Genomic DNA, 16,482 nt, shown 5'->3' with positions numbered 1-16,482 from the left:
GGAACATCACCGAGCGGGATGAAGCAAGTGACAGGGGTCGAATCAGCCGTCCGCGTGGCGGCCGTCGAGCAGATCCAGGCGTTGACGGAGACTACGATCACCGGCTTCACCGCAGTGCAGTGGCGTACCGAGAGCCGTGCCGCCGGCTGGACTGTCCACGACGTCGTCGCGCACATGTCGTCGGCTGTGCGTCAGTTGTTCGGCCCGCTCATGCTGAAGGTGGCGCGGTCGAAGGACATCGAAGGCCTCAACGAAGACGCCGTCACCATCCGCCGCAGTTGGCCGGACGCCGACCTGGTCGCGGAATATCGACAGTGGGCGCCCCGGGCCCGGCGGCTGCTCGGCCTCACCCAGCTCCCTGGAGTGGGTGCGGTGAAGGTGCCGATGGCCGAATTGGGCAGCTTCCCGTCGCGCGTGCTGCCCTCGGCGATCGTCTTCGACACCTACACGCATCTCTATCACGACATCGCACCGGCACTCGGCCTGCGATTGCCCACTCCCGCGCCGGCGGTGATCACCGCAACGTTGGAGTGGATGATGCTGGTGGCGGCCGCGTTGGGAGGTGACCGCATCCCGTTGGACGAGGGGCAGCGAATCACGTTGCGGTTCAACGGTTCCGGGAGCGCCGACTGGACCCTACAGCGCCGAGGCGGTGTGCTGAGCGCGACATCGGTCGCCGGTGGTGCCGCGGCCGCCACGATTGTCGGTGCGGCTGAGGACTTCCCGGCGTGGGGAACCCATCGGCGGCCGTGGCGGGAGTGTGGGTTGAGCATCGCGGGCGACCGCGAGCTTGGCACTCGCGTGCTCGATGCCGTTCGCGTCGTCTGAACGAAAGGTCTTCGCGGAACTCGGCATGGGGGCCAGCAGGAAACCCTGGTGCGATCTTCGGCCAGTTTCCGGCGTATGCCGTCGATCCAGGCGAAGGCTCAATGAGCGGCGCCGCGCATTTGCGGCCGGGCGCAACGCCGGCGTGAATTCACGGCGACGCACCGACCCGAGTTGCCTCGCAAAGCTGCAGTTGACTGACCCGGGATGCTGTTTACGGCGTCAACAATTGACCCGTTGCCGCAGGTGCTTCCGCGTCGCCTGAAGTATTTCGCGTCGTGTGACCCTGCATTTCGGCAGTTCAGCGCATTTCTTGACCCAACTGTCGGCCGTCAGGTAATTCCGCCGGGTCGTCTGTCATGTAATTCCGCCACCGGTGGGCCTCGGGTGTAGGTCTACCGGGCTGGCTTGGTGTTGTCTACCGGCGCGTGAGCGCCGGGTCTTTTTCGGGGTCGGTAGCTGGGTCCGTCCATCAGGATTTGGTGGCTGGTGTTGATCAGGCGGTCGAGCAGGGATTCGGCCACGACGGGGTTGGGGAACAGGTTGTACCAGTCCTTGGGTGAGCGGTTGGAGGTCAGGATGAGCGGCTTGCCGTTGACGGCGCGGTCGGAGATCAACTCGTAGAGGTCGTCGGCGTGCATCGCGGTGTGCTCGCGCATCGCGAAGTCGTCGAGGATCAGCACCAGCGGTTTGGTGTATTCGCGGATACGTTGGCCCCAGGTGCGATCGGCGTGGCCGCCGGCCAGATCGGAGAGCACTCGGGAGGTCTTGGCGAAGCGGACGTCGCCGCCGCGGCGGGCTACGGCGTGTCCAAGTGCTTGTGCCATATGGGTTTTCCCGACTCCGACGGGTCCGTAGAGGATGACTGATTCGGCGGCGTCGAGCCAGCGTAGTGCCGCGAGATCGCGCAGCATCGCCGCGGGGAGCTTGGTGTTGGCGGTGAAGTCGAAGGATTCGAAGGTGGATTGTTCCTCGAACTTGGCGCGGCGGATGCGCCGTGTGAGTGCTGCTGATTCGCGGCGGGCGATCTCGTCTTCGCAGAGGACCTGCAGGAAGTCCAGGTGCCCGAGGGTGCCGTCGCGGGTTTGGGCCAACCGGGCATCGAGGGTCTCGAGCATGCCGGTGAGTTTGAGGGTGCGCAGCGCATTGCGAAGCGAAGGATCGAGGATGCTCATGGTGATGTTGTCCTATGTTCGGATCGAATGATGTTGGGTGACAGACGGATAGACGTTGGAAGTCATGCAGTCTCACCGGTGGTGGTGTCGAAGGCTTCGGGTCCGCGCAGATGTGCTGGGGCGTGCGGTGCCGTCGGCGGGATGGTTCCGTCGAGTTCGGTGCCGGCGGCGAGGATGCCCTTGACGGTGCGGTAGCTCGGATCGCCGACGGTGATGGCCCGCGCGCAGGCCGTCTCCAGGCGGACGTCGCCGACGGTCTTGCGCAGTGCCAGGACACCTTGAGCGCTGCGCAGACGGTGGATGGCGTTGACTTCCATGAACTCGGCGATGACCTGCGTGCAGGCCGGCCCGACCTCGGCGGCCGTCCGGCGACACCAGGTGGGGTTGCGCATCGTGAAGGCGATCTTCTCCGGCGGGTAGTGCTCGAAGTCGGTGGCCCGTCCCCGCGGATGGGTGACATGGGTGGCCACGACGTCCCCGCCGTGCACGATCTGCACGATGTCCCCGCACGTGCGGGCGTGGACCTGCTGGCCCATCAGCCGCCACGGCACCGAGTAGAGCGCCGCGCCGACCTTGACGTGACAGTCGGTGGCGACCTTGCCAGAGGACCACACCGCGAGCTGGAACGCATTGCGCGGCAACGGCAGCAGGGCGTGTTGTTCGACGGTGGAGAACACGAACCCGGGCTGCTCACCATCCAGCGCCCGCGACGCCCGGGCCCCGGCGACCTCACGGCACCACACCACTGCTGCGGCCTGCATCTGCTCCAGCGAGGTGAACTCCCGGCCCCGCCAGAACGAGTCCCGAACGTACTGCATCGGACGCTCGACGCGTGGTTTGTCCTTCGGTTTGTTCGCCCGCGCCGGGTCGATCAGGCAGCCGTAGTGCGAACCCAGTTCGGCGTAGGCCTTGTTGATCTTCGGGTCATACAGATCCGACCGGGTGACACCGGTCTTCAGGTTGTCCGGGACCAGCCGGGCGGGGACACCGCCGAAGAACTCGAACGCCGCCACATGCGATGCGCACCAGGAGGATTGGTGCATCCACAGGACGGGTTGGACGAACAGGTGCCGCGAGTGAGCCAGCACCATCACGAACGCCCACACCGTGACGCGTCGACCACTGACCGGGTCGAACCACATCCCGAGCTTGCCGTAGTCGATCTGGGCCTCACTGCCCGCCGGCACCGGCCCGCGTGCCACGGTCACCCTCTCCCGCGTCGACTCTTCGGAGAGATTGGCCGAAATCCATCTCCGCACCGAGGATTCCGACGCCGCAACACCATGGTCGTCGCGCAGCCGCTGCGCCACGGTCGCCGCACTCACCTCGGCCTTGAGCCAGTCGACGATCCGATCGCGGTGCACCTCGATCCCCGGCCACGTCGTGGCCCGCAGACCCGGGTCGGCGACCTCGGGGAACCACCGGCCGACGTGGGCGGCCCACGCCGCCTCCGTGACCGGCTCCCCGCCCGGGGTCAGCGACTCGGCAATCGCCGGCGCCAGATACTTCGCGATCGTCTTGCGGTCGATGCCAAGACTCTCCGAGAGCTGGCGCTGGGACCGACCCGCATGCCAATGGGTCAACAACTCGATCAGGTCGAACACGTCGAAACTTCTCCTCGCCATCGGCGCCCTTCCTCACGAGTCGATCCGTGAGTCGAGCGAACCTGTATGCGAAGCCCACAACCGGCTGCCACACCGCCCCGGGTGGGGGAATTACGTGACAGACAGGGTGGAGGAATTCCGTGACGGACAACCCCTCACGCTGGGGGAATTACCTGACCGCTGACACCCAACTGCGATTCCCGGCAGCTCCACTGAGAAGCCCAGGTCAGGGAGACATCCCGAGCCTGGGCTTTTTGGCGTCAACGCCGCGTCATCAAATCGAGGACTGCGCCACCGTAGCGGGGCGTACTGCGCCGGACGAAGGCGTCGAACACGGCGCCGCGTGATCGGGGACTTCGTCGCATAGGACTCTGCGCGACCGTGACTGTGGGACCCTCAGGGATGGCCCTCCACGACCTGCCGAAGGTATGCGTCGGTCACGACACCGTCAGTAGGACACTGGGTGCAGCGCTACCCAGGGGTGGCGGTAGCCGGGTGTGGTGATCGGTCGCCGATCGCTGCTTCTCCTCGCCGGTGCTGCCGGCGCGGAGGCTGCGCTGGTGGCATGCGCGAGAAACCCGCGACCACCCGGCGACGTCGCGGTACCTCAGGCCCCCGCCTACGCCGAGGCCCTCCACGATGAGCTGCCAGCCATCCTGAGAGACAACGGGATCCCCGGGGCGATCGTGTTGGTCCGCAGTCGCGAAAAAGGTGATTGGACAGCGACGTTCGGCGTGGCCGGCATCGGAAGCAAGGTTCCGCCCTCGATCGATGACCACGTGCGCATCGGCAGTATTACCAAGACACTGACCACCACTGTCATCCTCCAGTTGCAAGAAGAGGGGATGCTCGAGATCACTCATCCGATATCGCGCTACCTGCCGTGGGTGCCAAACGGAGACAACATCACCATCCACCAGCTGGCGGAGATGCGTAGCGGGCTGTACAGCTACACCAGTGACCCGGCGTTCTCCGCCACCCTCGAAGAACGTCCCGACACCGTCTGGGCCCCGCGGCAACTCCTGGACGTCGCGTTCGCTCATCCGCCCAACTTCGCACCGGGCAGGCAGTACGAATACAGCAACACCAACTACGTTCTGCTCGGGCTCGTGATTGAAGAACTCACGGGCATGTCGGCGGCGTCCGCGCTGCAGACCCGGATCTTCGATCCATTGGGGCTGCGCGACACGGCTTTACCGGCCGCGGACGATTCTGCGCTGCCGTCCCCGTATCCGCGGGGATATATGTGGGGGCCCAACGAGGCGTACGAAGGTCCGCTTCCGGAGGCCCAGCAGAAGGCAGCGCTGACCGGTGCCCTCGCGCCCGCCGATCACACCAATGACAATCCGTCGTGGGCATGGACGGCAGGTGCGGTCACCTCCCGGGCAGCGGACGTCGCGGATTTCATCGAGGCGATCGTCGGCGGATCGTTGCTCGACGAGACGTCCCGGCAGTGGCGATTGGCCAGTTTGAAGCCGATGGACCCGTCCGCCGCGGGGCCCGCGGCCGAGCTGGGATTCGGAACCTACGGTTTCGGGCTGGAGGGGGCAGGCCCGATGTACGGGCATCCAGGAAACATCGTCGGATTCTCGGGACTCGCCGTACACGACCCGAAGGCCGGCAACACAGTGGTCATCTTGGCGACCGTGTACCTCACCCTGCAGGGCGAGTCACCGCAGAACGTCCTGTTCACGCCGATATTCCGACAACTCTATCCGGATGCCGACGCACAGCTTCGCGGCAGTGAATCGCCGCCGCCCACGCCTGCGCCTTCGACTCCTGCTGGACCCGTGGGGACGTCGACGGCGCCCACCAGTTCGACCGGACCTGGGCGCTGATGCCACGTTCGACGGCCACCCTCACCTGGGGTCGCTAATGGCTCGCACGTTCCCGCGTCGGCGTGCTGGACGCCTCGTCGCAGCAGACCTCGTCTGACGCGCCCTCAGTAGCGAGTGCGGATGACATCGAGCCGTCGAAGGTCACCGCAACGGAATTATCGACGAACGGCTCAGTGGGCGACGAGCAGAGCGTGGGGTGCAGCTGTTCGGTGCGCCGGATGCCGGGGAGGTACGCCCCGCCATGCGGCACACCATGGCCGCCGGTGACGATCCGATCGACTGGACCTTCCGGGTCTCCGATGACATGGCCGATCAGGCCTGGGTGATGGTGACGTGGATCCGGCCGTATCTGCAGGGCGTCGAATCCGAGGCGCTGGCACAGTATTTGGCGACCGGTCGCCTGTACGAATGGCGGTGGTACTCCGAGACGACCCGCTACGCGCGCACCGTGCTGCGGTTCACTGCCCGACGGTGGTCGATCCCGCGCGGCGAGGGGATACGCGAGTTGCCGCTGTATGGGCGGTGGCGGCGCACCTCGTCGAACGGCGGCGCCGACTTGTTGGGCCCGGCTGCCACACCGCCGCCGCGGATCTGAGGGCTGCGCGCCTTACGACGCGCTGGTCGTCGTGGTGGTCGGCATCTGCTCCGTCGTGGTGGTGATGCCACCGCCGGCGCCACTCCCACAACCCGTCGAGATCATGAATGCCACCAGCGCGACCAGCGCCACGAATGCCCTACGCATGTCCGAACTGTATCGGCGGTGCCGTCAAGATCGCCAGGTCACCTGTCCCGAAGCCGCCCGATGCTTGCGCCGCCGGTCAGGGGGGTATGTCGCCGAACGACAGGAGGCATTCATGACATCGGAAACCATCACCGACGCGCGCGACGCGGAGGACCGGCTCAAACGCGGCATCACCGGGCCACTGCTGTTCCTCTTCATCCTCGGCGACGTCCTCGGCGCAGGGGTGTATGCCCTCATGGGCGTGCTCTCGAACGACGTCGGCGGCGCACTGTGGGCGCCGATGCTGGTGGCGTTGCTGCTCGCCCTGCTCACCGCGGGGTCCTACGCCGAACTCGTCACCAAGTACCCGAAGGCGGGCGGCGCCGCGGTGTTCGCCGACCGCGCGTTCAAGCGGCCCCTGGTGTCGTTCCTGGTCGGGTTCTGCATGCTGGCCGCGGGGGTGACGAGCGCCGCCGGTCTGGCGCTCGCCTTCGCCGGGGACTACCTCGCCACCTTCATCGACGTGCCTGCCGTGCCTGCGGCGGTGGTGTTCCTGGCCCTCGTCGCGGCACTCAACGCTCGGGGGATCAGCGAGTCGGTGAAGAGCAACGTCGTGATGACGGTCATCGAGTTGAGCGGTCTGCTCATCGTGGTGGTGGTCGTTTCGATGATGGTCGGCGGCGGGCGCGGCGACGTCGGCCGCATCGGTGAATTCCCCGACGGCACGACGCCGGCGCTGGCCATCCTCAGCGGCGCCATCGTCGCGTACTACTCGTTCGTCGGCTTCGAGACGTCGGCGAACGTCGTCGAGGAGATCCGCAACCCTCGCAAGGTCTATCCCAGGGCGCTCTTCGGCGCCCTCATCACGGCGGGCGTCGTCTACGCCCTCGTCGGGATTGCCTCGGCGACGGCGCTTTCACCCGACGAACTGTCCGAGTCATCGGGCCCGTTGCTCGCCGTCGTCGCCGCTTCGGGCGTCGGTGTCCCAGCGTGGGTGTTCAGCGCCATCGCGCTGGTGGCCGTCGCCAATGGCGCACTGCTCACGATGATCATGGCGAGTCGACTCTCCTACGGGATGGCCGAGCAAGGTCTGCTGCCCGCCGCTCTGGGACGGGTGCTTCCGCAGCGCCGGACCCCGTGGGTCGCCATCGTCGCGACGACGGTGGCGGCAATGCTGCTCACCTTGGTGGGTGACCTCTCGACGCTCGCCGAGACCGTGGTGCTCCTCCTGCTGTTCGTGTTCATCTCGACCAACGTCGCCGTGCTGGTGTTGCGGCGAGACACGGTGTCGCACGACCACTTTCGCGTGTGGACGGTAGTCCCCGTGCTGGGCGTCGCGTCATGTGTGCTGTTGCTGACTCAGCAGAGTGCCAAGGTGTGGCTGTTCGCGGCCATCCTGGTCGCGGTCGGGGCGGTGCTCTACCTGGTGTCTCGAGTGGCGACCCGACGCACCGCGTCGTGACGGGTCGTCAGCGCCCGATCAGGGCGGCGATGCGGGCGGCGACGGCGTCGGCGACGCGCATGGTCGTGCGGTCCTGCGCCGGCAGGTATTTGTCGAGATCGGGATCGTAGGCGGCGCCGGCGATCGATCCGTGGTCAGCGTCCAACTCCTCGAACTCGACCGGCCAGTCGGCCCGCCGCAGCGCGTCGGCGAACGCCGCACTGGCGCTGACCGGGACCACATCATCGTTTGTGCCGTGCAACAACGTGAATGGGGTTCGCGATCCGGGCGCGACACGGGCGGCGTGGACGTCGTCGGCCACCAGTCGGCCCGAGATTGGCGCGAGCGCCGAGAACGCGCCCGCGAGGCACACGGTGTGGGCTAACGAGACGTCGAAGCTCGTCGAATTCACAGTCAGTGCTGCTGCGGCGAGACCGCCCATCGACCAACCGACGAGGACCATCCCGTCGGGGTCGGCGGCGATTCGACGAGCGAAGTCGATCGATTCGAGCAGTGCGGCGCGGCCACCGTCGGGCGCGTGCGAGTCCCAGTCGGGCGCCACCACGGCAACGTCGTGGTGCGAGATCGACTGCGCAAGCGTGCGGACGCTGGCGCGGGCATCGGTCTGCATCCCGTGCCACAGCAGAACCGTGGGTTGCGACGACTCGCCGAAGACGTCGGCCAGTCGGCCCGGACCGTACTCCCTTGTGTTCATGGTGACGCGGTACCCCGTTCGACGGAGGCGAACCTTTACCGCGGTCGGTGTCGGCGGGTGATGTTCGGGGTACTAGGCGCTGGGAAGTGGCGGCATTCGGGTCCGGGAGACGCACATATGGTCGGTTGGTTGGATCGGCTTCAGCGTCGACACCGTTCGGTCGGCTTCGCGATCGCCGTCATCTACAAGTACATCGACGACCAGGGCGGCTACCTCGCTGCGCTGATCACCTACTACGCGTTCGTGTCGCTGTTCCCGGCACTGTTGCTGTTGACCACGGTGCTGGGGGTCGTGCTGGTCGGCCATCCCGAACTGCAACAGCAGATCCTGCAGTCCGCCTTCGCCCAGTTCCCCGTCATCGGCGACCAACTGGGTGAACCGCAAGGGCTCAGCGGCGGGGTACTCGGCGTCGTCATCGGCATCGCGGGTGCGTTGTACGGCGGACTGGGCGTGGGTCAGGCGGTCCAGAACGGCATGGACACGTTGTGGGCGGTGCCGCGCAACGACCGGCCCGACCCGTTGCGGTCTCGTCTGCGCAGCTCTTTGCTGCTCGTCCTGCTCGGCACGGGTCTGGTGGCGACCACCGTGCTCTCCGCCGTCGGGCGGGCATCGGAGTCCTTCGGCGCCTTCGGCAAGATGATGCTCGTGGTCGCGGCGATCGCGATCAATTCGGCGGTCTGCATGGTCGCCTTCCGGGTCGCGACGGCCCGGGACGTCACCTACCGCCAGATCGCGCCTGGCGCGATCAGCGCAGCGGTCGGTTGGCAGGTCGTGCAGTGGGTTGGGACGGCCTACGTGGCGCACGTCGTCAAGACCGCGAGCGCGACCAACAGCGTGTTCGCGCTCGTTCTCGGCATGCTCGCCTTCCTGTACATGATCGCGACGACGCTTCTCATCTGCGCGACGGCGAACGTGGTGGCGATCGAGGGCCTGCATCCGCGTGCCCTGCTCACCCAGTTCACCGACGACGTGACGCTCACCCGTGGCGATCGGCGTACCTACACGGCGCAGGCCAAGGCTCAGCGCGCCAAGGCATTTCAGCAGATCGACGTCACCTTTGGTGACCAGGGAGAGAGTCGCGAGGACTGACGTCGCCAGCTAGGAGCGAAAGACGTTGCCTGCGTTGGACTCGGTCTTCTCCGACGAGAACGAGACAGTCTGCAGCATGGGGCCGATCACGGCATCGAAGACGCGAGGGAGTAGGCGGTAGAAGGCGATCGCCGGGCGGTTGACCAACCCGACCTGGCGCTCGCTGGACCGCCGCCGGCTGGTCGCGCGGACGATGGCGGCCGCGACGACCTCCGGGGCGTCGGCGGTGGGTGGCACAACCGGCGTACGGCCGAGGTAGTTGCCGGCCGTCTCGTACACCGGGGTGTCGACTGGCCCCGGGTAGATGCCGTGGATGCGCACGTCCGGCAGATGCCGATTCTCCTGGCGCAGCGCCCGAACCAGGCCGTTCATCGCGAACTTGCTTACCACGTAGGCGGATTGGTACGGCACCGCCATGACGCCGAGCAGGGACCCGACCAACACCAGATGGCCGGTACCACGGCTCTGGAAGTGATTGAGTGCCGACCGCGCGACGTTCACCGCTCCGAAGAGGTTGGTGCGCACGATGTTCTCGAAGACGTCGGCCGGAAGGTCCTCGAATCGGCCGAAGGCCGTGATCGCCGCGCACTGCGCTGCGACGTCCACTCGTCCGAAACGCTCCACCGCGCGGTCGAACAACATGTCGACTTGGTCGGCATCGGCGATGTCGGTGGGTTGGACGAGGACTGCGGCCGCACCTTCTCGGCGGCATTCGTCGGCCACTCGTTCGAGCGCGTCCGTGGACCGAGCGGCCAAGACGAGGCGGTCTCCGCGGCGGGAGTAGGACAACGCGGTCACTCGGCCAATTCCACTGGAGGCCCCAATCACCACGACAACTCGCGGTTCGGCGCCAGCCCTGACGTCTGAGGTCGTCATCACGTCGTTGCCCTTCTGCGTTCGGCCAGGGCGAGCACCCCGAGCACCGTGGTGGCCGCGACCGGTGCCCAGCCGCCGCGCAGAGTCGAGAGCACGGCCGCACCGACGGCGGCCGGGGCCAACAGCGCCACGGGATCACGCCGCCGCTCGCGCAGGCGGTCGAGGGCCATTGGGGTCCCCGCGACGAGGTTGGTCCCGATGACGGCCGCATCCGGAACTCCGGCACGGCCCCTCCCGGTCGCCCGCGCCACCGCCATGGCACACCACAGCAGCAGCGACGCGTCATGCACGCGCCGCATCATTACTTGCCCGTTCATCCCATCTCCGTCCTCGAATCCCATTGCCGCACTGGTACCGGTGGCGCCCTCGGCCAGACCGTCCAGGAGTTCCAACGCACCCTCGGCAGACGACCGCGATGGTGACCAGTCCAGGTCTCGCCGCGCCTTCGAGGTATCCATGACGGGGCTGTTCATCGCCACGTCGTACCAACCGGGGGTCAGGGCGATCAGCCGCAGCCGGCTCAACGCAGTGATCACCGTTCGCATGAACGGGGCGTCGACGTCGACCGGGCGTGCCTTGACCAAGGCCGCCAGCGCCTCGGCGTCCAAGGCGTCGGCCGCGACGTTGTACGAGCCCCGAACGCGGCGACGAATGAGCCGGATCACCGCGTCGCCGACGTCGTCGGCGTGGACGAACTGCAGCGCCAGCCCGGCCGGCAGGGGAAGGACCGGCACGCCGGCCCGCCGCACGAGGTCGTATGCCAGCCGTGGAACCAGCGGGCCGACGTACAGCGAGCGGATCATCGACGCGGTCTCCCGCTGTACCACCACCGTCGGGCGGAAGCGGGCCACCACCGTATCCGGGTGCTCCGCCTCGAATCGATCCAGCAGGCTCTCGACCGCCACCTTGTGCCGACTGTAGATCGACGTCGGCTGGCCGGTAGTCGCCCACGACTCCGAGACGGGGGTCGTCGACCCGGGTGCATAGATGCCAAGGCTCGACGCATACACCAGCTGCCGGATTCCCGCGTCGGCCATCGCGTCGAAGACGGCTTGACTCCCAACGACATTGGCCCGGTACAGATACTCTTCGTCACGCACCGGATGCACCGCCAGCGCGAGGTGAATCACCACGTCGGCACCCCGCATCGCGGGCTCCAGATCCGCCGTGGCCGTCGGTGCCGACAGGTCGATGGCGTGCCAGCGCACGCGCTCGTAGACCTGTCCCGTCGTGGGCGGGCGGCGGCACACGCCGATCACCTCGGCGCCGGGCAGCTCACGGGCCAAGGCCCGGAGCACGCCCGCCCCGACGTTGCCCGAGGCGCCGGTGACCACGACCCGTCGGGGTTCAGCCATTCCGAACGCGTCTGTAGGGAGGTCGCTCACGCTTGAAGTGCCTTCCGGATGTTGATGAACTCAGTAAATGCCCACCGCGCTCAGCGCGAAACGGTCGACGGGCGGACGTCACCGGAGGGTCATGGGCGTCATATTCGCAGGCTTGAACCTGTACCGACCGGGGCACTCGGTGTCCATGAGCAAACGTGACTCGAAGACCGAAGACGAGGCTGCCGCTGAGGCCACCGACCCTCCGCCGGGGCCGGCCGACCACGGTCGCCAGGGCGGGATGGCCACCCGCGAGGTGGCCCCGGACGTCGTGGAGAACAAGTCCCATGGCTAAGCGTCTCGCAACGGTAGCGGCAGTGGCCGCGATCGTCGCGACCTCCGCAATGGTGGTGTCGGGCCCGGCATCGGCGGCGCCATCCGCGGGCCCGGTGCGCGTGCCATTGGCGGGGGTCTTCAGGTTGTGCGATCACAGCGCCAAGACGTACGTCCCGACGGTGGGGAATGCGCAGGGCGTCGCTTCGGTGAGCACCGCCGGGAACACCGTGATCGCCCAGGTGACGTTCGGGTACGCACCCCCCAACACCCACTACACCGTCAGGCTGATTCAGACGCCGCTACCGAGCACGCGCGACTGCGGGCCAGGGGTTGCCGGTGTCGCGGTGGGCGCCTTGGACACCGACCAGCTGGGCAACGGGCAGACCACCGTGCAGGACACTCGACGAGCCGGTGCCACCGGTGCCTGGGTGTTCATCGACCGCGCGGCGGAGTTCTCCCAGATCCCGGCCGAGCACTACACGTCGGACTTCATCGCCCCGCTGGGAGGCTGACGTCGCGGGCGCGTGACTTCGGCGCGGCTACCACGACACCGGCAGTGCGACCAGACCGTGCGACAGTGAGTGGAAGCCGGCCGTGAGGGTAGCGGCCTCGACGGCGAGCCGCATGTGTGGGAATCGTGGAATCAGTTGCGAGAAGACGATATTGAGTTCCATGCGCGCCAACGCGGCTCCGATGCAGTAGTGCAGGCCGTAGCCGAATCCGACGTGCGGGCTGCCGGTGCGGTGAATGTCGAGGCGGTTTGGCTCGGGGAAGACCGCTGGGTCGTGGTTGGCGGAGCCCGGGTCCAACAGCACCAGGTCGCCGGCGCGGATGGTCACCTCCCCGACGGCGATGTCCTCGCTGGCGTAGCGCGGTACCCCAATGCCGCCTGGCATCCCGGTGCGAATGAGTTCCTCGACGGCCTTCGGGATGAGCTCGGGGGCGTCCAGCAGCAGTTGCCATTGCCCGGGGTTGGTGAGCAACAGCACCGTATCCAGCCAGATCTGCATCATCGTGGTCTCGTGCCCGGCGAAGAGCAATTGCATTGCGAGCAGCGCGATCTCGGCGTCGGCAAGATTGGGTTCGTCACAGAGCCGGGAGATGACGTCATCGTCGGGGTGGATCCGCTTGAGGCCGACGAGTTCCATCCCGTAGGCGAGCAGTGCCACGAGGCCCGCCTCGGAGGCGGCGTCGTCCTGGGCGAACGCGGCTTCGTCGACCCAGACGCGGAACCGATCGCGATCGGCGTAGGGCACGCCGAGCAGGTCGCAGATCACCAGCACGGGCAGGGGCAGGGCGAGGCTGGCGAGGAGGTCCGCCGGTGGGCCCTGGGCTTCGAGTTGGTCGAGCAGCTCGGCGCACTGCCGCTCGACCTTGGGTTGCAGGCTGCGCATGTGCTTGGGCGAGAAGTGCGGCTGAAGCAGCCGCCGCATCTGGGCGTGGTCGGCCTTCTCGGTGTCGAAGTTGCCGACGGGGCCGCCGAACAACGCCGACGTCCTGCTCCTGGGTGCGTTCGCGGGGTCCCGGTGCGCGCGGCCGAGCGATGCGGTGTCCATCAGACGGCGCACGTCGGCATACCCGGTGACCAGCCAGGCGTCATCGCCGACCTCGGTGCGGATGCGGTGAATCACCCCGGCCGCCTGCAGCGCGCGCAGTTGAGGCGGCGTCTCGAGTGGATGTGTCTGCTCGATGGGAAGCTGAATCGACGCGGTCACGGAATCCTCCTGGGGTTGACCTCGGGTTCAGGCTAGATCCGCCCGAGGGATCGCGAGGACACTTCTCCGAATGTGTCTACCCATTCGGCGGTATTGTTAGTGCCCTAACTATTAGCGTACGATCTAAGTATGACGACGCTGTCCCCGGAGATCGACCCGCTCGCCCTCGAACACCAGGTGTGCTTCGCGTTGGCCGTCACCAACCGGGCCGTCCTGGCGGTGTACCGGCCGCTGCTGGAACCGCTCGGTCTCACCCATCCGCAGTACCTGGTGATGTTGGCCCTATGGGATCACCGGAAATCCGACAGCGGCGCAGCGGCATTGTCGGTGAAGCAGATTGCCGTTGCGCTGCAACTGGATTCGGCCACGCTGTCGCCGATGCTGAAACGCCTCGAGGCGCTCGGCCTGATCACCCGCGCCAGGAGTGCGGTCGACGAGCGTGCCACCGACGTCGAGTTGACCGCCGAGGGCGAGGCGTTGCGGACCCGCGCGTTGGACATCCCGCCTGCGGTCGTCGCCCGGTTGGGCGTCGACCTGACCGAACTCGAGGAACTCCGTCGCGTCCTGACGCGAGTCAACGCAGCCGCGCTGGCCGCGGGCGCGCTCGACGCATGACCCATCCATCCCAAGATCCACCAGGAGCAATCATGGCCACCGCCCGTCCCTCAGCCCTGCAGTACGTCGCCTATTCCTACGGTCGGCGGCTACCCGATTCGATGCGTCACTGGGTCGCCGAGGATCTCGCAGGCGAGGGCGCCGTCCGCCGCCACATCACCCGAATGGCCATCCCGCCGCTGTTCGTGCTCGCCCCGTTTTGGCTACTTCCCGCGTCGCTGTACGTCCACATGGAGATGACGGCACCCATCTACATCTGGGTCATCCTGATGTCGCTCGCGCTGAACAAGGTGTGGCGTCGGTACCGCCTGGTGCAGCACGGCCTCGACCCGAACCTGGTCGACACGATCAAACGTCGTAGGGATGCCCGAATGCACGAGGACTACATCCAGCGGTTCGGTCCGCGTCCGGACTCGGCCAGGTCGCAAGCCAACAGCAGTCCGTTCTAGAACCCCCGGGGCTACCGGTAAGGCAGCGTGAAGAACTGGTGCGACGGATCGGTCGCGTCCGGTCGGCCGCGGGGGGTGTCCACGGTGATCGGGTGGTCGAACCGAGCGGTAGACGGGTCGTCCACCCGAGCCCAGTCGGTGACGGTGGCTCGCTCGGTGAACTTCCACGAGCCGTCGCGCTTCTCGTACTTGTCGAGGTAGCGCCCGCCGACGACGACGTCGACGTCCCGATCGCCGGCGATCAGGGTGTGGGTGGCGATGGTGTAGATCTCGCCCTCGGCCACCTCCCCGTCGATGGCGAAGTTCACCGTGGTGACGTGGTGCTGCATCGAGCGAAGGTAGGGACGCGCGGCGGCGAGCTGACCGATGAAGTCGTCGGCCGAGCCTTCCGAGAAAGCGCCGTGAGAGTCCTCGGCGTCGAGGTGATACAGGTTCCGCAGCGACTCGAGCTGGCCGCGGTCGACTGCGCGGCAGTAGGCGTGAACGAGTGTGCGGAGCTGGTACTCGTCGAGCATTTCCTGCAACAGCGGGTCGACCGGGGACGTCATGCCTGCTTGGCCGCTTGCTGTGCGGCGTGATCCTCGATCGCCTTGCCGATCGCGTGGGCGGCGCGGTCCATGAACTCGGTGCCGCTGTCGAGGACCCAGTCCTGCGACGCCCGCGGCCCCGCGAGCTGACCGGTGAAGTGCGGCATCACGTACTCGGCGAACAACTCGTAACTGTGCAGCTTCGCGGCAGGCGCCGCCCAGTCGTGGTCGAACAGGAGGAAGGTGCCGAAGCCGCCGTCGCTCGCCTCGACGAGTTCCTCGATCTTCGCCACCGCGTCTGCGGGCGTGCCGATCACCGCGAAGCCGGACTGGTGATTGTTGGCAAGGATCTCCTGCACCGTGTCGCCCTGCACCGGACCGGCGGGAAGGAGGTGCTTGAAGTACTTCGAGAACTCGACGATGCCGTGCTCGACGTCGCGCTCGGCCTGTTCGCGGGTCTCGGCCAGGTGCATCGGACCGACGAGGCGCCACTTCGATCGGTCGGCGACGTGGCCGTGTTCGAGTGCGACGTCCTCCCACGTCTGCCAGTGCTGCGCAAGGAGATCCATGCCCTGCTTCGCGGTGGCGGCGATCGACAGCATGCCGACACCGTGCTTACCTGCCCCGCGCGGACCGGTGGGGGAGAACGACGCCGCAACGGCGACGTCGAAACACGGCTCGCTGTAGGGCTTCAATTGGAGGCGGGCGTCCTGAAGCGTGAATCCGTCGGTGTGCATGGTGACCGTCTCACCGCGGAGTAGGCGCATGATCGCGTCCAGGCTCTGCTCCATCCGGGGCCGCTGCGCGTCGGCGGGGATGCCGAGCATGTGTGCGTCCGACGTCAGCTGACCCGGACCGCAGCCGAGCATCACCCGGCCCCGGGTCAGATGGTCGAGCAGGACCATGCGATCGGCCAGCATCAGCGGGTGGTGATACGGCAGCGAGCTGACGCCGGTGCCGAGCTTGATGTGCTTGGTCCGTTCGGCGGCGACGCCGATGAACACCTCGGGGGAGGAGATGATCTCGAACCCGGCGGAGTGGTGCTCGCCGATCCACGCCTCGGCGAAGCCGAGCCGGTCCATCGCCACGATCAAGTCGAGGTCCCGCTCGATGGCGAGCGTCGGGTTCTGCCCGACGGGGTGGAACGGAGCCATGAAGTTTCCGAAGCGCATCGGGTCATTGTCGCCTGCGGCCGTTGCCTTTTGCGCAGTTTGGCGCGTTCTTGCGTTATGGC

18 protein-coding genes are annotated in these 16,482 nt (G+C 67.2%); 9 read left to right on the top strand and 9 right to left on the bottom strand.

Going from position 1 to position 16,482, the window contains the following annotated elements:
* The first annotated feature begins 18 nt into the window (after positions 1-18).
* The gene (locus QUE68_RS21040) at positions 19-828 is read left to right on the top strand and encodes a maleylpyruvate isomerase N-terminal domain-containing protein (protein ID WP_286274373.1); all 810 of its coding nucleotides are present in this window, start codon (positions 19-21) and stop codon (positions 826-828) included.
* Between the two features lie 392 nt (positions 829-1,220).
* Here QUE68_RS21040 and istB read toward each other — a convergent pair whose 3' ends face one another.
* Together istB and istA are read right to left on the bottom strand one after the other, a co-directional pair.
* Entirely contained in the window at positions 1,221-2,000 is a 780-nt protein-coding gene (gene istB, locus QUE68_RS21035; protein ID WP_284230424.1) for an IS21-like element helper ATPase IstB, read from the bottom strand.
* A gap of 62 nt (positions 2,001-2,062) precedes the next feature.
* Positions 2,063-3,604, bottom strand: a complete 1,542-nt coding sequence (gene istA / locus QUE68_RS21030) for an IS21 family transposase (protein WP_284231462.1) — start codon at positions 3,602-3,604, stop codon at positions 2,063-2,065.
* A gap of 500 nt (positions 3,605-4,104) precedes the next feature.
* On the opposite strand from istA, the gene QUE68_RS21025 reads away from it, so the two are divergent.
* Positions 4,105-5,442 (top strand): serine hydrolase domain-containing protein, encoded by a 1,338-nt coding sequence (locus tag QUE68_RS21025; RefSeq protein ID WP_286274372.1) that lies wholly within the window; start codon positions 4,105-4,107, stop codon positions 5,440-5,442.
* A 196-nt stretch (positions 5,443-5,638) separates the two neighbouring features.
* Positions 5,639-6,037, top strand: a complete 399-nt coding sequence (locus QUE68_RS21020) for a hypothetical protein (RefSeq protein WP_284228196.1) — start codon at positions 5,639-5,641, stop codon at positions 6,035-6,037.
* Positions 6,038-6,049: 12 nt separating this feature from the next.
* Here the strand turns inward: QUE68_RS21020 and QUE68_RS21015 are convergent, their stop codons facing one another.
* Positions 6,050-6,184: a hypothetical protein gene (locus QUE68_RS21015; RefSeq protein ID WP_286274371.1), complete on the bottom strand. Its 135-nt coding sequence runs from the start codon at positions 6,182-6,184 to the stop codon at positions 6,050-6,052.
* Between the two features lie 112 nt (positions 6,185-6,296).
* Between QUE68_RS21015 and QUE68_RS21010 the strand changes: the two genes are divergently transcribed.
* A complete protein-coding gene (locus tag QUE68_RS21010; RefSeq protein WP_286274370.1) occupies positions 6,297-7,625 on the top strand; it encodes an APC family permease in 1,329 nt (442 codons plus the stop codon).
* 7 nt (positions 7,626-7,632) lie between these two features.
* Here QUE68_RS21010 and QUE68_RS21005 read toward each other — a convergent pair whose 3' ends face one another.
* Complete coding sequence (locus QUE68_RS21005) at positions 7,633-8,319, bottom strand: alpha/beta hydrolase (protein WP_286274369.1); 687 nt, start codon at positions 8,317-8,319, stop codon at positions 7,633-7,635.
* Positions 8,320-8,436: 117 nt separating this feature from the next.
* On the opposite strand from QUE68_RS21005, the gene QUE68_RS21000 reads away from it, so the two are divergent.
* Entirely contained in the window at positions 8,437-9,408 is a 972-nt protein-coding gene (locus tag QUE68_RS21000; protein ID WP_286274368.1) for a YihY/virulence factor BrkB family protein, read from the top strand.
* 9 nt (positions 9,409-9,417) lie between these two features.
* On the opposite strand, the gene QUE68_RS20995 is transcribed toward QUE68_RS21000, so the two are convergent.
* Positions 9,418-10,206, bottom strand: coding sequence for an SDR family NAD(P)-dependent oxidoreductase (locus tag QUE68_RS20995; RefSeq protein WP_286274367.1), 789 nt, complete (start codon positions 10,204-10,206; stop codon positions 9,418-9,420).
* 77 nt (positions 10,207-10,283) lie between these two features.
* Positions 10,284-11,639 carry an NAD-dependent epimerase/dehydratase family protein gene (locus QUE68_RS20990; RefSeq protein WP_286274366.1) on the bottom strand — a complete coding sequence of 452 codons (1,356 nt, stop codon included), beginning with the start codon at positions 11,637-11,639 and terminating at the stop codon, positions 10,284-10,286.
* 175 nt (positions 11,640-11,814) lie between these two features.
* On the opposite strand from QUE68_RS20990, the gene QUE68_RS20985 reads away from it, so the two are divergent.
* On the top strand, positions 11,815-11,961 hold the full coding sequence (locus tag QUE68_RS20985) for a hypothetical protein (protein WP_286274365.1): 147 nt from the start codon (positions 11,815-11,817) through the stop codon (positions 11,959-11,961).
* Positions 11,954-12,454, top strand: coding sequence for a hypothetical protein (locus tag QUE68_RS20980; protein ID WP_286274364.1), 501 nt, complete (start codon positions 11,954-11,956; stop codon positions 12,452-12,454). The genes QUE68_RS20985 and QUE68_RS20980 overlap by 8 nt, the downstream gene beginning before the upstream one ends.
* A 27-nt stretch (positions 12,455-12,481) precedes the next feature.
* On the opposite strand, the gene QUE68_RS20975 is transcribed toward QUE68_RS20980, so the two are convergent.
* Entirely contained in the window at positions 12,482-13,645 is a 1,164-nt protein-coding gene (locus tag QUE68_RS20975; protein ID WP_454786378.1) for a cytochrome P450, read from the bottom strand.
* 141 nt (positions 13,646-13,786) lie between these two features.
* Between QUE68_RS20975 and QUE68_RS20970 the strand changes: the two genes are divergently transcribed.
* Together QUE68_RS20970 and QUE68_RS20965 are read left to right on the top strand one after the other, a co-directional pair.
* Positions 13,787-14,272 (top strand): MarR family winged helix-turn-helix transcriptional regulator, encoded by a 486-nt coding sequence (locus QUE68_RS20970; RefSeq protein WP_286274363.1) that lies wholly within the window; start codon positions 13,787-13,789, stop codon positions 14,270-14,272.
* Positions 14,273-14,304: 32 nt separating this feature from the next.
* Complete coding sequence (locus QUE68_RS20965; RefSeq protein WP_284228182.1) at positions 14,305-14,721, top strand: DUF5313 domain-containing protein; 417 nt, start codon at positions 14,305-14,307, stop codon at positions 14,719-14,721.
* 11 nt (positions 14,722-14,732) lie between these two features.
* Here the strand turns inward: QUE68_RS20965 and QUE68_RS20960 are convergent, their stop codons facing one another.
* Positions 14,733-15,269: a nuclear transport factor 2 family protein gene (locus QUE68_RS20960; protein WP_286274362.1), complete on the bottom strand. Its 537-nt coding sequence runs from the start codon at positions 15,267-15,269 to the stop codon at positions 14,733-14,735.
* The gene (locus tag QUE68_RS20955; protein ID WP_284228180.1) at positions 15,266-16,420 is read right to left on the bottom strand and encodes an LLM class flavin-dependent oxidoreductase; all 1,155 of its coding nucleotides are present in this window, start codon (positions 16,418-16,420) and stop codon (positions 15,266-15,268) included. Before QUE68_RS20955 ends, QUE68_RS20960 begins: the two co-directional genes overlap by 4 nt.
* Between the last annotated feature and the right edge of the window lie 62 nt (positions 16,421-16,482).

The organism is Mycolicibacterium sp. TUM20985 (genome assembly GCF_030295745.1).
GTDB lineage: Bacteria > Actinomycetota > Actinomycetes > Mycobacteriales > Mycobacteriaceae > Mycobacterium.
The sequence above is the reverse complement of the archived record's forward strand: the minus strand, read 5'-3'. Positions and strand labels throughout refer to the sequence as shown.

Bases quoted from the DNA above. Each gene is read 5' to 3' on its own strand.
- QUE68_RS21005 (WP_286274369.1), bottom strand. From the start codon at position 8,319: ATGAACACAAGGGAGTACGGTCCGGGCCGACTGGCCGACGTCTTCGGC.
- QUE68_RS20960 (WP_286274362.1), bottom strand. From the start codon at position 15,269: ATGACGTCCCCGGTCGACCCGCTGTTGCAGGAAATGCTCGACGAGTAC.
- QUE68_RS20955 (WP_284228180.1), bottom strand. From the start codon at position 16,420: ATGCGCTTCGGAAACTTCATGGCTCCGTTCCACCCCGTCGGGCAGAAC.
- QUE68_RS20970 (WP_286274363.1), top strand. From the start codon at position 13,787: ATGACGACGCTGTCCCCGGAGATCGACCCGCTCGCCCTCGAACACCAG.
- istB (WP_284230424.1), bottom strand. From the start codon at position 2,000: ATGAGCATCCTCGATCCTTCGCTTCGCAATGCGCTGCGCACCCTCAAA.
- QUE68_RS20990 (WP_286274366.1), bottom strand. From the start codon at position 11,639: ATGGCTGAACCCCGACGGGTCGTGGTCACCGGCGCCTCGGGCAACGTC.
- QUE68_RS21015 (WP_286274371.1), bottom strand. From the start codon at position 6,184: ATGCGTAGGGCATTCGTGGCGCTGGTCGCGCTGGTGGCATTCATGATC.
- QUE68_RS20965 (WP_284228182.1), top strand. From the start codon at position 14,305: ATGGCCACCGCCCGTCCCTCAGCCCTGCAGTACGTCGCCTATTCCTAC.
- QUE68_RS21040 (WP_286274373.1), top strand. From the start codon at position 19: ATGAAGCAAGTGACAGGGGTCGAATCAGCCGTCCGCGTGGCGGCCGTC.
- QUE68_RS21010 (WP_286274370.1), top strand. From the start codon at position 6,297: ATGACATCGGAAACCATCACCGACGCGCGCGACGCGGAGGACCGGCTC.
- QUE68_RS20985 (WP_286274365.1), top strand. From the start codon at position 11,815: ATGAGCAAACGTGACTCGAAGACCGAAGACGAGGCTGCCGCTGAGGCC.
- QUE68_RS21000 (WP_286274368.1), top strand. From the start codon at position 8,437: ATGGTCGGTTGGTTGGATCGGCTTCAGCGTCGACACCGTTCGGTCGGC.
- QUE68_RS20980 (WP_286274364.1), top strand. From the start codon at position 11,954: ATGGCTAAGCGTCTCGCAACGGTAGCGGCAGTGGCCGCGATCGTCGCG.